Below are 14,830 nucleotides of genomic sequence, written 5' to 3'. Positions count from 1 at the left end.
GGCGGTGGTTATAACGAACTGCGCATCGAGGACCGCCAGGGCCAGGAAGAAATCGCCATCCGCGCCCAACGCGACTGGAAAGAGCATGTCCTCAACGACCAGTCGATCCAGGTCGACAACCAGCGCAGCGTCCTCGTCACCGGGCTGTCCAGTCATGAACTGCAAGGCGAAGAACATCACCTGACCCTCGGCGCGCGCAAGACGCAGGTGCTAGCGGATGATTCCCTGACGGTGGTGGGCAATCAGCACATCAGCGCGGCGAATCATCTGGTCAGCGCGGCACTGGAAGTCCACCTGGCTGCCGGGCAGCACATGATCGTCGACGCGACCCTCAGCACCACAATCAAGGCGGGCGGGCACTGGATTTCGATTACTCCTGCAGGGATTTTCACCAGCGTGCCGATCCTGCTGGGCGGTGTGCCGATGCCGGGGATGCCAGCGGTGCCGCTTCCACCTATGCCGCTCGGAAAAAGAGTCGCGGCTCCCGGTGCTCCGTCCATGCCGGTGTCCGAGGTGGCCGTCGAGGCCCTTCGCGATGAATTCAAACTCCTACCGTCTCGCTGCGAAGCGTGCGAAGCGCTGGTGGAGTCTGGTCAATGAATCATCCTGCCCAAGCCAACTATCTGCTGATTGACGGTGCATTGAGGGCAGACGCACTTGTGGGGCTTTATCAGCGCCACGAACTGTTCGAAATTGACGCGCTATATCTGGGAACCCGATGGAAGGATCTTCACGATCTGGGACCGATCCTGATCAAGCCCGATTCACGCAGCCCGTTATTGTCGGAATGGATTGACCACGAATCGCTGCGCAAGGACTCAACCCTTATCTACAGCCGCGCCGACATCGAACAACTCGCCGCTCACCTGCGCCATTTCATTTCTCCACCGGACTGTCTGGGCGGCGGCGGCCTGCTGCGCTTCGCCGACCCGCTGGTGACACATTTCTGGTTGTCGAGTTATCCCAATGGCGCAAGCCAGCACCTTGGGCCGATTGAGCAGTGGTGGGTTGGCGCGCCACGACAGAGCTGGGAATCACCACAGCAAGTGCAGTGGCAGACGTTCAGCGGCCCCGGCGCCGAATCCGTGTGGGACGAGCGCCATGCCGTGCTGGGCGAAGATCAGCTTGACGCGCTGGAACTGGCTCAGCACTGGCGATTTACCGGCCGTATCTACAACTGGCTTGGCGAGCGCTCACCGGATTTATTTTCTGGCTTAACCGGTTCGCAGATCAGCGACTGGCTGAACTCCAGTCTGCAAGCGGGTCTGGAATGGGGCCTTGTCACTGAACGTGCGCTCGCCATGTGGATGGAGGCTTGTGCCGACTACGGCCAGGACTTCGCCACCCGAGCGCAAGGCCCTTATCCGCAGTGGTTAAGCCAGAACGCGACGAACGCCGGACTGGCACCAGAGCTGCGCATCCGAGCTTTCGAACTCCATAGCCGCACGCACAAGGAAGTCGTTCATGACTGACAAAGACGGCCAATTGCCTCAACGCCGCGATTCCCAATTTTCCGACACCACCCTTTCCGGAACAGGCACTTGCCCGTTCAAGGGTCCTGACATCGCAATCGTGCCCATGCGCTATGCCCTGGACCGCTCACGCTACGACGTCGTGCCCGGCAAACCCACGCCTTTGGCCGCTAGCGGAAAATGGGCGCGCTATCCCAAGTTGCAAACCCGCAGCCTGACCTTGCGCCAACTGCGCGATGGATTTGTGTACGTCTATAACGAAACGGACGAGGTGCTGCATGAATATGCGTTCGTTGCCCAGGACGCGAGTTTGACGCGGATTGTCTGGAGCGACGCTGAGCCCGGGCTGGATATCCGTGCAAAAAAAGGCAAGAGCCGCACGCATCTGCTGTATCCACGAACCAGCACATTGCGCATCGCATTCTCGCCCTGGCAATGGACTTGGCGCACCTGTGAACAAATGCGTTCCAGCCCGGTAAATCGCTCGTCATGGATGCAGCCGCTGGACCTGCGCGATTACTGCCGCAACATGTCAGTCACGCATGCGTTGCCATTGGCCCGCTTGAGCGAAAAAGTTGTGGCCGACGTCGATCCTTACCCTGTCGATCACGACGGGCGCTTCGCCGATTCAGCCCATCCGCCGGTGGTACCTGAAGGTGCCGCATACAAGCCAGTGCCGCTGGCCGCAGATGTCGTCTGGACCGGCAGCGTCGAAGACAAATCCAGCGCCTTGCTGTTCGCTCTCGACGACTCATTGGGCATGCTGGAAGACCTGGGCATGCAACTCATCGCCGATCAGGCCGCGCTCTTCGCGTTTCAGGCCGAGCATGAGCATGCGATGAATATCGCGGGCATCGTCGAGCGCCTGTGCGGTGTCGGCGGCGACCCGGCATTGCTGCCAGCCTCGGTTAAAGGCGATGAGGCGAAAACCCGGCAATACATTCGCGACATCGAAGCGTATTTCGAGGAGCTGGACGTTGAGGACCGAGCCGCTGCGGGAACCGAAGGGCTCATCTTGGGAGTGGTCGAATTGCCTTCGACCACTCTGGGCTACGAGCTAAAAAGCCGCTATGGCCGCCTGCCCGATCCGGCATTGCGCAGCAGTTGGCAGGAGCGCAGCAAATGGCGTCGCGAAGTCGACCTGGATGCCGCACGGGATTTCACCGAAGCTCGACAGCCACAACTCAACAGCCTGAAGCAGCACATCACGCAAACCCAGGACGATATCAAGGCCATCGGCGAGCATATCGGCACTGATCCGATGCGTCTGTTCATCGACACCACCAACGCCACCTCGCTGCACTGCCTTCTGGACCTCACGGCCGAACTATTGTGCAGCCTCAGCCAGGACGTGGGCTTTTCCCGGTGGCTGGAAAAAGAGGAAGAGCGAAGCAGAACCCTGTTCGGCCTGACCCGCTACGGCTTCTCCGCGCCCATCAAAGAGGCGATGACCAACGAGGCCAATCGCTTGATGTCCGGCATCACCGACTTCACCGCCCTGGCGGGCCGGGCGGGAGAGATCAATGGTTTCCTCAATCACGATGCGATAGCGGCACATCCCTGGATAAGGGTCTTGAGCGAGCCCGTGCAGCTGACGCTCCAGGCGTTGACGGAATTAGCCAAGGGCGCAGGCAAAACGACCTTTGAAAAGATTCAGCTGGCGTTCATAGCGGTTGATAGTCGCATGAGCGATCAAGCCATCGCCCTGCGCAATCTCACTATTGGTCACCTGCTTTTTAACCATCAGGATCGGTTGAAAATTGATGAGCATTTCAATGAGCGCATCACCGCGTGGAACCAGCAAGGAGACAAGCTTCGCCAGGAAAAGAGGCTCATTGAGTACCGCTGGTCAAACCCGGGCGGTCGTTATGATCGCAAGAGAGTGGCAGAAATACTGGTTGAGCTGAACGAACACATCGACCAGCACAATCTGCAACGGCCGCATTTGGTGGACTACTCCCAAAACCGATACCTGCGCCGACTCCAACTGGAAATTGCCCACTTCCACAAAAACAGCGCCCAGCTGGCCGGCAACTGGCAAAGCCACGCCAGAGCCTTTACCGAACAACATGGGCTAAATGCAGGCGCAATTACCTGGGGGCTGGTGGTCGTCAACTTCTTCAACACAATGGCTACTTATCATCTCGCCAGTAAAGACGGCGAGTTGAATGCCAAGGACTGGGCAAAGATCGGGTCGGCGGCGGCTTACACCGGGAACGCGCTGATGGCGGTTTTTGTGGAGACGGCTTGGCCCGGGATAAAGGGGCTGGAGACGGAAATTGAAGGAAAACCAGTAAAAATCACCGGAAAGGCGGCGAGCTATTGGGCTATGAGTTCTGGCACCACACAATCTTGGGGAAAGCTGATCAGGGGTTTCGGAGGACGATTACTCGGCTTGGGTGGTTTTATGGTCGTGGCCGCGTGGCTAGAACTGTGGGATATCGAAGATGACCGTAGTCGAACGGATATTGCTTTGGATCAAAATTTTCTTGCGGTTAAAAGAGCAACGGTTCTAGGTATGCTGGTCATCGGCGGCGCGCAGGCTATGGCGGGAGTTTTATCACTTGCGGACTATGGATTTCTTATACCTTGGGTGATGAACCCTTGGTTTGCAGCCGCTACTGTGATAGTCGGGCTGGTGTATCTATTTGCAACTTACGCTCTTAATTACCTGAAGCGCGATATGGTTGGGCAGTGGCTGCATAAATGCCGATGGTCTCGATTCCCTGAGGAGCGATTCCAAGCCGAAGCAGAAGAAAATCAGTTGTTTTTGAGAATTCAACTGAGTCCCGCGGTGTTCGTAAAATCGACTATGGAAACTAAGTTCATCAGCACCGGCCCCACTGGTTATTCACCGCGAGAAGTACCGAACGGCGCCTGGATTCAATTAAGAGTTCCTGAAGTTTTACGCAGCAAAATAATCCTGATAAACCTGACGGCCAGTCGTCGCCCCGGCTTGATGATGCCGGTCGAAGCCTCAGGTAACAGCCTGAAAGAGTATTTCATCGGCTACGGAACCACCGAGTCTATTGCTGACTGGGGAAAAACCTCAGACACCAAAACGCAGATGCGCTACAACGACCCGCCCTACAGACCTGTGCCTCCAGAAGGCGAGGATGTTATATGGCAGACTTGGGTTCCAGTCGCTGACAATGCTCAATATCTGGAAATACAAATCTGGTATCCAGCTTCAATCCTACCGGTAAAAGCCGCCGATAAGGGATATCTGTATCAGGTAGAACTTGATGCCGACGGACTTTCAGAGGGCAATTCCAGTCTTGACGGCAATGACAGCGTATTGTCAGTCGAAAGTCTCGGCGGTCGTAAAGAAGCTGCAAGCATTCCGCTAATAGGTTAAAGCTATGAAAACAACAGAAATTGATAAAATTCGGCAGCTTGAATTTTCGAATCCAACTTCCGAGATAACTTCCGACCCGCCGCTAGATTCAGCGATGATGAGCTGGAAAATCAAGGCGCATCCGCATCCAATGCGAATGATTGATATAGCGCTAGGAATGCTGACATCTATACCAATTGGCTTTTTCCTTGCCGGACTACTATTTTATGAAGATGAGGCAGAAGGTAATTTCGTCGCTAGCCAAAGTGCTTTTCCCATGTTGCTGCTACTTTTTCTCTGGTTAGTAGTTGCGAGAAAAAAAACGATATATAGCTACATCCTTACCCAAGACGGCGTCCACGTCGAAGATTGGCAAGACTACGCGAGTTTTACGCCATACCTTTTCAAAGGTATTGCAATCATCTTCTTTGTCGCAGTTCTGACGATGGTTGCCATGGAGCCCAGCTTTATTTGGATGCTGGTCGGCCCTGGTGCGATGGCATTCGCGGCTTCTTCAAAATTAATGAAGTTTGAAAACCCAGTCAGTCGTTACGGCACCAAATGGTCACGCTACGACCTTGTCTTTATCGACCGAAAAAGAAAGATGATCGTCCCCAGCTACCTGAACAACACCATGGCCGGCTTCGAAATCCACGTCGAAAAACGCAAAATCGACGAAGTCGTCGCCCTTTTGAAAACCCTCATACCCAACGCCGAGTTTCGCGAGGAGGAGTGGAAGTGGTGAGTGACGCTCAGTTTGGTCTCGTCATAAGGAAATAAACTATGGCGAGCAATGATAGTGGCGCAGTTCTTCAACCAGAGCCATCAGAAAATGACCCTCAGTTACCCGATGTTGAGCCCGTTCAAGGAGCAGAGGATATGGCGTGGAGAATCAAAGCCCATCCACATCCAATGCGGATTGTAGACATGACATTTGGGGGATTCGTTTTGATTTTTTTTTCCTATTTCCTATACGGAGAGTTTTACGAGAGCGAAAGTGATCGAGAGTTCACCAGGATTACGAGTGTTTGTAGCATGTGCTTCGTTCTTTCCTTTTGGCTAGTCGTAGCTAGAAAAAAAACAGTCTACAATTATGTAATTACTCAGGCTGGAGGGTGCGTCGAGTACTGGCAGCACTATTGGGTTTACACTCCTTACGTGTTCAAAGGTATCAGCGTCTTTTTCTTTGTTGCCGTACTGACTATGATTTTAATAGAGCCGAGCTTCGTATGGGCGCTCGCCGGTCCGGCAGCAATGGCTGCGGCCTCAGCAAGCGGCTTACTAAAATGGAAAAATGAAATCAGCCGTAGCAGTTTTAAGTGGGATAGGCCACACCTCATATTCGTCGATAGAAAGAGAGGACTTATTGTTCTTCAGCGGCGCTATGATCCCGATATTGCCTTTGAAGAGAACTATCTTTATTTTCAGGCGTTTCTGCCAAACGACCGGCTTGACGAATTTCTTTCGCTCGCAAAATTATACGCACCGTCGAATGTGGATTATGAAGAAGGCCGTTGCTATGAGTGACAGCGAGAACGCTGATGACGTTAGTCTCGACGCAAATGAGAGCAAATCAGAACTGATGACTCGCGAAAACCTTAACGGTGCGAAAATCACTGGATGGACAATCAAGGCTCATCCGCATCCAATGAGACTGGTCGACCAAGTCTTTGGGGCATTTTGTCTTGTTCCTATTGGCTTTTATGCCTATATAAATGCTTATGGGGAGGAAAGTAGCAGGGGGCTTTATCAGGGCTCATGTATTTTTGTTCTAATCTTGCTGCTTTTTTTCTGGCTAGTAATCGCCAGAAAAAAAACGATATACAGCTACATCCTTACCGAAGACGGCGCCCACGTTGAAGATTGGCAAGACTACGCAAGTTTTACACCATACATTTTCAAAGGTATCGCAATCACCTTTTTTGTCGCGGTCTTGACAATGATCGCCATGGAGCCAAGCTTCATATGGATGCTCGCCGGCCCTGGTGCGATGGCGTTTGCGGCTTCTTCAAAACTGATGACGTTCGAAAATCCGGTCAGGCAACGCACAAAAAAATGGTCACGCTACGACCTTGTTTTTATTGACCGAAAAAGAAAAATGATCGTCACCAGCTACCAGAACAACACAATGGCCGGCTTCGAAATCCACGTCGAAAAACGCAAAATCGACGAAGTCGTAGCCCTTTTGAAAACCCTCATGCCCAACGCCGAGTTCCGCGAGGAGGAGTGGAAGTGGTGAAGCGGAAACGTTTCAGTAATCGTCTCTGCCTGAGGGGAACGAACCCCACAACCCCGGCGTCATAACCTCCCTTGAGCTAGTCTCCATCGGCCTGCGATTAGTCCCTGCGGGTGCTTTCGTGTTTTAATTGAACGATCGTTCAATATAAATCGGTGGTTCGCTGCCCGCTTACAACAGGAGGCTTACCCTTGCTGAACCCGTTTTTTGCTGCTGTTTTCCTTCATCCGGAGGTGCAGTTTTTATGAGCACATCTGCTTCGCAACCCAGCGGTTCGGTCCGCATGAATCCGCCGGTCTTTTATTTCGCGGCGTCTTTTATTCTGATTTTCGGCGTGGTCGTCATCGCGTTTCCTGAGGCTTCCGGCCAATGGTTGCTGGCGGCGCAGAACTGGGCGGCCAATACGGTCGGCTGGTACTACATGCTGGCGATGACTTTGTATCTGGTCTTCGTGGTGGTCACCGCCTTGTCTGGCTACGGCAAGATCAAGCTCGGTGCCGACCACGACGAGCCCGAGTTCAGTTATTTGTCCTGGGCCGGGATGTTGTTCGCCGCCGGGATCAGCATCACGCTGTTCTTCTTCTGCGTTTCCGAGCCGCTGACGCACATGCTGCAACCGCCGCAAGGCGAAGGCGGGACGACTGAGTCGGCGCGGCAGGCGATGCAGCTGCTGTTTCTGCATTGGGGTCTGCACGGCTGGGGTGTGTTCGCCTTCGTCGGCATGGCGCTGGCGTATTTCGCGTATCGGCATAATTTGCCGCTGGCCCTGCGTTCGGCGCTATATCCGCTGATCGGCAAGCGAATCAATGGACCCATCGGCTATGCGGTGGATGGCTTCGGCATTATTGCGACCATCTTCGGCCTCGGCGCTGATATGGGCTTTGGCGTGTTGCACCTGAACTCTGGTCTGGACTATCTGTTCGGCGTGCCGCATACCCAATGGATTCAGGTCGGGTTGATCACGTTGATGATGGGCGCGGCAATTCTGGTGGCGATTGCCGGTGTTGATAAAGGCGTGCGCGTCATGTCCGACATCAACATGTTGCTGGCCTGCGCGCTGCTGCTGTTTGTGCTGTTTGCCGGGCCAACGCAGCATTTGCTGAATACCCTGGTGCAGAACATCGGCGATTATCTGGGCGCGCTGCCGACCAAGAGTTTCGATGTCTACGCCTATGACAAGCCGAGTGACTGGCTGGGCGGCTGGACAGTGTTCTACTGGGCCTGGTGGATTGCATGGTCGCCGTTTGTGGGCTTGTTCATCGCGCGTATTTCCCGGGGGCGGACCATTCGTGAATTCGTCTTCGGCGTGCTTTTGATTCCGTTGGGTTTCACCCTGGCGTGGATGTCGATTTTCGGCAACAGCGCTATCGACCAGGTGATCAATCACGGCATGGTCGCCTTGGGGCAATCGGCTATCGATGACCCGTCGATGACCCTGTATCTGCTGCTGGAAACCTACCCGTGGAGCAAAACCGTCATCGCGGTGACGGTGTTCATCAGTTTCGTGTTCTTCGTGACCTCGGCAGACTCGGGCACTGTGGTGCTCTCAACCTTGTCGGCCAAAGGCGGTAATCCCGATGAAGACGGTCCGAAATGGTTGCGGGTTTTCTGGGGCGTAGCGACGGCGCTGATTACCAGCGGCCTGTTGTTCTCCGGCAGTATCGATGCGCTGAAGTCCGCAGTGGTGCTGACTTCGCTGCCGTTCTCGTTGATTCTGTTGCTGATGATGTGGGGGCTGCACAAAGCGTTCTTCATGGAATCCCAGCGACAGATTGCCCAACTGTATTCGTTGGCTCCGGCTTCCGGTGCGCGGCGTGGCGGCTGGCGTCAGCGCTTGAGTCAGGCGGTGCATTACCCGTCACGGGACGAGGTGTATCGCTTTCTTGAGCAGACGGTGCGGCCTGCGATTGAGGACGTGACCAACGTGTTCGCCGAGAAGGGCCTGAATGTGGTCGCTCAGCCTGATCCGGCCAACGACAGCGTGAGTCTGGAAATCGGCCATGGCGAAGAACGACCGTTCATTTATCAGGTGATGATGAAGGGCTTCTTTACCCCGTCGTTTGCTCGCGGTGGGATGGGCTCCAAGGAGTTGAATAATCGTCGCTACTACCGCGCCGAGGTTCACCTGAGCGAGGGCAGCCAGGACTACGACTTGGTGGGCTACACCAAGGAGCAGGTCATCAACGACATTCTTGACCAGTACGAACGCCATATGCAGTTTTTGCATCTGGTGCGATAAGCAGCTGATTGCGGGCAAGCACGAACCGAAGGATAGATATCCGTTGGAGCGAGGCTTGCCCGCGAATCGGCCGTAGGAGCGACCGTAGGAGCGACCGTAGGAGCGACTTTAGTCGCGAGAGCACCAATTGCCCTCCCGGCTAAAGCCGGTCCTACAGCAAGCCACGCTCCAACAGATCGTTCATCGGCTTTTGATCAGCCCTCATCACCCTCGTCGTCATCCCCGCCATCGATCTTCATACCCAACTCCTTGATCTTGCGCGTCAAGGTGTTACGACCCCAACCCAGCAAAACGGCGGCGTCGCGACGGCGGCCAGCGGTGTGCTTGAGGGCGGTTTCGATCATGATGCGTTCGAACGTCGGCACAGCGCTGTCGAGCAGGCTGGACTGGCCGCGCGCCAGTGCCTGATCGGCCCATTGGCGCAGCGCTTGTTCCCAGTTGGTCACGGGCGCGGCGTCTTGCGGCAGGCTCAGCAGTTCAGGCGGCAAATCGCTGATGTGCACTTCACGGCCGGATGCCATGACGGTAATCCAGCGGCAGGTGTTTTCCAGCTGACGAACGTTACCCGGCCATGGCAGATGCTTGAGGTATTCCTCGGTTTCCGGCTTGAGCAGTTTTGGCTCGACCGCAAGCTCCTGGGCTGCACGGCTGAGGAAGTGCTTGGCCAGGGTCGGAATGTCTTCGCGACGGTCGGACATGCGCGGAATGTGGATGCGGATCACGTTCAGACGGTGGAACAAGTCTTCACGGAATTTACCCGCTTGCACCAGGGTTTCCAGGTTCTGGTGAGTCGCAGCGATGATTCGTACGTCGACCTTGACTGGCGTATGACCGCCAACACGATAAAATTCGCCATCCGCCAGAACCCGCAGCAGGCGCGTCTGGGTGTCGGCCGGCATGTCGCCGATTTCATCGAGAAACAGTGTGCCGCCATCGGCCTGCTCGAAACGACCGCGACGCAGGTTGGCCGCGCCGGTAAAGGCGCCTTTCTCGTGGCCAAACAGCTCGGATTCCATCAAGTCCTTGGGAATCGCCGCCATGTTCAACGCGATGAACGGCGAAGCCGAACGCGGGCTGTGGCGGTGCAAAGCGTGGGCAACCAGCTCTTTACCGGTACCCGACTCACCGTTGATCAACACGGTGATGTTGGAATGGCTTAAGCGGCCGATGGCGCGAAACACTTCTTGCATCGCTGGCGCTTCGCCAATGATTTCCGGAGTGCGCGTCAGGGTTGGGGCAACGTTTATGCCTTGCTGTTCCTGGGCATGCTGGTTGGCACGCTTGACCAGAGACACCGCTTCATCGACGTCAAATGGCTTGGGCAAGTACTCGAACGCGCCACCTTGATAGGACGCCACGGCGCTATCGAGGTCGGAATGGGCGGTCATGATGATGACCGGCAGGCGCGGGTGCTGTTCGCGAATCCGCGCCAGCAGGTCCAGACCACTGGCGCCGGGCATGCGGATATCGGAGATGATCACGTCCGGTTGCTGACGGGCCAGGCGGCTCATCACGCCGTCGGCGCTGTCGAAGCTTTGCGTGGTCATGCCTTCCTGTTGCAAGGCCTTTTCCAGTACCCATCGGATGGAACGATCGTCATCAACGATCCAGACAGTTTCACTACGGCTCATGTCGAAGCTGCTCCTTGTTCCAGCGGCAGGAAGATCGAAAACGTTGTGTGGCCAGGATGGCTGTCACACTCGATCAGTCCTTGGTGCTGACTAATTATGTTCTGGGTAATGGCAAGTCCGAGCCCGGTGCCGTCGGGACGGCCGCTGACCATCGGGTAAAAAATGGTTTCCTGAAGCTCGGCCGGAATACCGGGGCCGTTGTCGATGATTTCAATCTTGGCCACCAGCCGATGACGAACATGACCGATGGTGAATTGACGCATGGCGCGGGTGCGCAGACTGATGCGGCCCAGGCGCAGCTCGTTCTGCCCGCTGATGGCCTGCATCGCGTTGCGCACGATATTGAGCACGGCCTGAATCATCTGTTCACGGTCGATCAATACGTCGGGAATACTTGGATCATAGTCGCGCACCAAAGTGATGCAACCCTGGCTTTCCGCGTCGACCAGACTGCAGACGCGCTCCAGCACTTCATGCACGTTGGTCATTGCCAGCGAAGGCAGCTTGTTCGAGCCCAGCATACGATCCACGAGGTTCCGCAGGCGGTCCGCTTCCTCGATGATGACGTTGGTGTAATCCTTGAGGCTTTCTTCGGGCAGCTCGCGGGCCAGCAACTGGGCCGCGCCACGAATCCCGCCCAGCGGATTCTTGATCTCATGGGCCAGGCCACGCACCAGCATCTTGGTGGTTTCCTGCTTGGACAACTGGGCCTCTTCCTTGGTGATCCGCAGCAGGCGATCACGGGGATGGACTTCCAGCAGCAGCATGGTTTCGCCTTGGCTGAGGATCGGTGTAACCGCGTAATCAACTGTCAATGTCTGACCCGTCAGGGCAGTCAGCATCGCCTCGCGCTTGGTGAACGGGTGCGCTTGTTCCACAGCCTGACGCAGCGAGCTCAAGGCTTCTGCCGACTCGGTGAACAATTCACTGATGAATTGCCCATGGCTGCGTTGACCGCTGATGGCCAGCAGCATTTCCGCTGCGGGGTTCATGTACTCAAGGCGCAGGTCGGCATTGAGCAGAATGGTGGCAGTGGTCAGGTTATCCAGTAACAAACGGTGCAGCGCGTCGCTGATAGTCATGAAAGTCGTTGACCTCTTTTGGCACATTGCAACCCAGGCAAGCCCGGTATCGCAGGCACTGGTTGGTCTTCTCCAGCGTTGGCAAAACCACTGATACGCTCGCGCACAGTGCAAATAAGGATGCTGTTGCGGGGAAGTTGCAAAAACCAAACCAAGGCTCCGAAAAGAAGCGTTTAATCTGCAAATCCGGGCTTTTTTTGGACAGAGGTCTGCTTTCAGTCACGGGCGCGGGCTTTTTTCGACCCAAAATGGGCTCAAGCTATCGCAGGCTGCCATTTTATTGCACCAATATGGAGCTTAGCCGTTAAGCAACACGTCGCACTTAGAAGAATGGCAGGAAACTGCTTTTTTCTTCGGGCTTGGTGCTCAGCGGGCATTCAGGACGAACGCCGTAATCGTCAGTCTTGCAGGGCTGCGCCAGTCGTTTTTGTGCCAAGGAGATGCGCTGCATGTGGAAAGGCTGGTTAGGCGTTCGCTCCAGAACCCGGCCCGCTTCGTCGACGATTTCCACCGACAGTTGATGCGTCCCTCGATCGATATTGCTCAGGGGAAAGACCGGGCTACGTCCGGCATCGGCGTAAGGTTTGCCATCTACCAGCAATCGATAACCGTGACCCGGCTGCAGCGCCGGGTCGCTGGTGACGCTGACGATCAATTCGCCTGGAGCGCTGCGCACCGTGGCGTCGGGTTCAGGCACCAGAATCCGCAGCAATTCGTAACGAAACATCGCTTTTGCCTTGGGCTTGGCGGGGCTGGTTTGCAGCGCACGCTTGGGTGGCGCACCGGTGGTGCTGTTGCTGGGCAGGATCTCCACCCGCTTGGCATTCTTGCGGGGCTGGTCGGTGAATACGCGATTCCCCTCGGCGTCGATATAGGTGTAGACGTCCGCCATTGCCGGCAGGCCAATCAGCAGCAACAGCCAGAACACTGCGCAGCGCATCAGGCGCGACTCAAGGCTTGCCAATATGGACTCGCTGCACTGTAAGGGTGACGGTCGGACTTTGCTGAACAATGCCTTGTTGATCCCGCACGATAACTGCGAAGCTGTGTTCGCCCCGATCAAGATTGACGACCTGCAGCCGCGGAACATTGCCCGGCTGGCCATACGGATTGCCATCCACCAGCAGTTGCAGTTGATGGCCCGGCGCCAGACGTGGCTGGATCATCACGCCGACGGTGAAGGTGCCATTGTTGGCGCGCAACGCTTCGCCAGCAGGCAGATCGGTCAGCTCCAGCACCTGATAGGCCGCCTCAGGCTGAGCAGAGACCGGGCGTGACCCGCTTGGTGGGTTCTGCACAGGGCTCGACAGCTTCGGCGTTTCGACGCTGTTCAGCGGCGGCAGCTCGATGACCTCCGCCTTGATGCCATCCGGAGGCTGATTGGTAAACGCGGTGTTGCCATTGGCATCGGTGTATTTGTAGATCTGCGCCGCCGCAGGCAAGGCGATCAACAGCAGCAGGCAGATAAGGCTTCGACGCATGAACACTCCAATGACAATGGCTTGCGCGGTTGCTCTGGTGGTTACTGTGGCAGCTACTCCGACAGTGCAACGCCCGGAGTACCAGCATAGAACACAATGAGTTCCACCGGGCTATCGCCGGTTTTGCCGCGATGCATGATATCCACCAATTCTGCCAGGGTGTCACCCTGTTTCAGGCGGATTGATTTGCTGCCGTCCTGTGTTTCGACTTCCAGCTCGCCCGAGGCCACATAAGCGGCATTGGGAATCGGGTGTTTGTGCCAGTTCAGTGTGGTTTTCGCAGGTATGTTGATTTTCAGCAGGGTCAATTCCGGCTGGCCGGCAGGGTAAGCCTTATAGGCTGTGCCGTCCCAGGAAGTGGTCGATTTGAGCAGTACGGTTGAATCAAGCTCGCCTGGCTGTGCTTTACAGGCGGTGGTGGTTAACAGTACGCCAAGGACAACGAGCACTTTTTTGAACATATCTGGAGCATTCCTTTCTTCGTTGGAGCCTGCCCAAAGGCGGCTCATTGCACTCCTCGGAATCGAGCAGGTGCGCGCAGTGCGAAGGATGTCTAAAAGGCCGGAGGTGAGTGCGGTAACCCGATACCACATCGGAATACTGATTTTCAGCGAGCATAAAAAAGGCCTCGTGAAGGAGGCCTCTTTGCCAAGTCGACATTGATGTGGCTTCGATACTGTTCAGCGGAGTTGATTGATGAACGCGGTGCTCATTGGCTCTTGATGCACAATTCCCCGGTTGCCCGTACCAGCGCCAGATCATGAACCGTATCCCTGGCCTGCCGCGCGCGTTGCTGGCCCAACCAGTTCGGGCAGTCTGGGTCGCGCCGATAGGGGGCAAACGCGGCGTAATTTTGCAGCAGCTGGATTTGCAGCTGATCAAGTTTTGGACGGATCTGCTTGGTCAGGTCCGGCCTTGGGCTGTCGGGAGCCTTGCCGGCCGCGTGCCAGGTGGCAAGCAGCGCGTATTGCACCAGTTTGTTCGCTTCGATCTGGGCCGCCAGGAACTGGCTGACTTCATCGCCATCGAGCTTGTAGCTCGGCGCAAGTTTGGCTGCGGCTGCAATGACTTGCTGCTCGCGCGGGCTGTCCTGAATCGGTTTGCCGCTGTCCCATTTGGTCAGCGCAACCTGATCGGCGATGGTCAGGCGCTCACTGATGCTGCCGAGCAAGGGTGCGAGTGCTGCGGGGGGCGGCGGAGGAGCCGGGAGATTCGAGGTACACGCGCCAATACTGACGATGCATGCGGGAAGAAGAAGACGTCGAACCATTTTGCTGGCGTTGGGCATCGGTTGATCTCTACATTGTTTTTGTGGGATCCAAGCGTTGCGCTGCAAGGGCGCACTCGAGCGG

13 protein-coding genes are annotated in these 14,830 nt (G+C 56.0%); 7 read left to right on the top strand and 6 right to left on the bottom strand.

Going from position 1 to position 14,830, the window contains the following annotated elements:
• The 7 genes from AFK24_RS31165 to betT form a co-directional block, all read left to right on the top strand.
• On the top strand, window positions 1-600 hold a 600-nt coding region (locus tag AFK24_RS31165; protein WP_430962151.1), incomplete at its 5' end, for a bacteriophage T4 gp5 trimerisation domain-containing protein.
• Window positions 597-1,472, top strand: coding sequence for a DUF4123 domain-containing protein (locus AFK24_RS08685; protein ID WP_065832857.1), 876 nt, complete (start codon window positions 597-599; stop codon window positions 1,470-1,472). The genes AFK24_RS31165 and AFK24_RS08685, both read left to right, overlap by 4 nt.
• Window positions 1,465-4,830 (top strand): toxin VasX, encoded by a 3,366-nt coding sequence (locus tag AFK24_RS08680; protein WP_065832856.1) that lies wholly within the window; start codon window positions 1,465-1,467, stop codon window positions 4,828-4,830. Before AFK24_RS08685 ends, AFK24_RS08680 begins: the two co-directional genes overlap by 8 nt.
• Window positions 4,831-4,834: 4 nt before the next feature.
• Window positions 4,835-5,554: a hypothetical protein gene (locus tag AFK24_RS08675; protein WP_080482083.1), complete on the top strand. Its 720-nt coding sequence runs from the start codon at window positions 4,835-4,837 to the stop codon at window positions 5,552-5,554.
• A 38-nt stretch (window positions 5,555-5,592) separates the two neighbouring features.
• Window positions 5,593-6,336, top strand: coding sequence for a hypothetical protein (locus AFK24_RS08670; RefSeq protein ID WP_139110468.1), 744 nt, complete (start codon window positions 5,593-5,595; stop codon window positions 6,334-6,336).
• Window positions 6,329-7,048: a hypothetical protein gene (locus AFK24_RS08665; protein ID WP_080482086.1), complete on the top strand. Its 720-nt coding sequence runs from the start codon at window positions 6,329-6,331 to the stop codon at window positions 7,046-7,048. The genes AFK24_RS08670 and AFK24_RS08665 overlap by 8 nt, the downstream gene beginning before the upstream one ends.
• A 280-nt stretch (window positions 7,049-7,328) precedes the next feature.
• Window positions 7,329-9,284 (top strand): choline transporter BetT, encoded by a 1,956-nt coding sequence (gene betT, locus AFK24_RS08660; RefSeq protein ID WP_240500363.1) that lies wholly within the window; start codon window positions 7,329-7,331, stop codon window positions 9,282-9,284.
• A 194-nt stretch (window positions 9,285-9,478) separates the two neighbouring features.
• Here the strand turns inward: betT and ntrC are convergent, their stop codons facing one another.
• From ntrC to AFK24_RS08630, 6 genes are all read right to left on the bottom strand, one after another.
• Complete coding sequence (ntrC, locus tag AFK24_RS08655) at window positions 9,479-10,915, bottom strand: nitrogen regulation protein NR(I) (RefSeq protein WP_020291930.1); 1,437 nt, start codon at window positions 10,913-10,915, stop codon at window positions 9,479-9,481.
• On the bottom strand, window positions 10,912-11,997 hold the full coding sequence (gene glnL, locus AFK24_RS08650) for a nitrogen regulation protein NR(II) (protein WP_065832851.1): 1,086 nt from the start codon (window positions 11,995-11,997) through the stop codon (window positions 10,912-10,914). The genes ntrC and glnL overlap by 4 nt, the downstream gene beginning before the upstream one ends.
• A 322-nt stretch (window positions 11,998-12,319) precedes the next feature.
• A complete protein-coding gene (locus AFK24_RS08645; protein ID WP_065832850.1) occupies window positions 12,320-12,937 on the bottom strand; it encodes a DUF4124 domain-containing protein in 618 nt (205 codons plus the stop codon).
• Window positions 12,938-12,947: 10 nt separating this feature from the next.
• Entirely contained in the window at window positions 12,948-13,478 is a 531-nt protein-coding gene (locus AFK24_RS08640; RefSeq protein WP_065832849.1) for a DUF4124 domain-containing protein, read from the bottom strand.
• 53 nt (window positions 13,479-13,531) lie between these two features.
• Window positions 13,532-13,987, bottom strand: a complete 456-nt coding sequence (locus tag AFK24_RS08635; RefSeq protein ID WP_240500362.1) for a cupin domain-containing protein — start codon at window positions 13,985-13,987, stop codon at window positions 13,532-13,534.
• A 200-nt stretch (window positions 13,988-14,187) separates the two neighbouring features.
• A complete protein-coding gene (locus AFK24_RS08630) occupies window positions 14,188-14,748 on the bottom strand; it encodes a chorismate mutase (protein WP_065832866.1) in 561 nt (186 codons plus the stop codon).
• Window positions 14,749-14,830: the final 82 nt, after the last annotated feature.

Source organism: Pseudomonas syringae (genome assembly GCF_001698815.1).
In the GTDB taxonomy this organism is placed as follows: domain Bacteria; phylum Pseudomonadota; class Gammaproteobacteria; order Pseudomonadales; family Pseudomonadaceae; genus Aquipseudomonas; species Aquipseudomonas syringae_A.
The sequence above is the reverse complement of the archived record's forward strand: the minus strand, read 5'-3'. Positions and strand labels throughout refer to the sequence as shown.

Bases quoted from the DNA above. Each gene is read 5' to 3' on its own strand.
- AFK24_RS08675 (WP_080482083.1), top strand. From the start codon at position 4,835: ATGAAAACAACAGAAATTGATAAAATTCGGCAGCTTGAATTTTCGAAT.
- AFK24_RS08630 (WP_065832866.1), bottom strand. From the start codon at position 14,748: ATGGTTCGACGTCTTCTTCTTCCCGCATGCATCGTCAGTATTGGCGCG.
- AFK24_RS08670 (WP_139110468.1), top strand. From the start codon at position 5,593: ATGGCGAGCAATGATAGTGGCGCAGTTCTTCAACCAGAGCCATCAGAA.
- glnL (WP_065832851.1), bottom strand. From the start codon at position 11,997: ATGACTATCAGCGACGCGCTGCACCGTTTGTTACTGGATAACCTGACC.
- betT (WP_240500363.1), top strand. From the start codon at position 7,329: ATGAATCCGCCGGTCTTTTATTTCGCGGCGTCTTTTATTCTGATTTTC.
- AFK24_RS08640 (WP_065832849.1), bottom strand. From the start codon at position 13,478: ATGCGTCGAAGCCTTATCTGCCTGCTGCTGTTGATCGCCTTGCCTGCG.
- AFK24_RS08685 (WP_065832857.1), top strand. From the start codon at position 597: ATGAATCATCCTGCCCAAGCCAACTATCTGCTGATTGACGGTGCATTG.
- AFK24_RS08645 (WP_065832850.1), bottom strand. From the start codon at position 12,937: ATGCGCTGCGCAGTGTTCTGGCTGTTGCTGCTGATTGGCCTGCCGGCA.
- AFK24_RS08680 (WP_065832856.1), top strand. From the start codon at position 1,465: ATGACTGACAAAGACGGCCAATTGCCTCAACGCCGCGATTCCCAATTT.
- AFK24_RS08665 (WP_080482086.1), top strand. From the start codon at position 6,329: ATGAGTGACAGCGAGAACGCTGATGACGTTAGTCTCGACGCAAATGAG.
- ntrC (WP_020291930.1), bottom strand. From the start codon at position 10,915: ATGAGCCGTAGTGAAACTGTCTGGATCGTTGATGACGATCGTTCCATC.
- AFK24_RS08635 (WP_240500362.1), bottom strand. From the start codon at position 13,987: ATGAGCCGCCTTTGGGCAGGCTCCAACGAAGAAAGGAATGCTCCAGAT.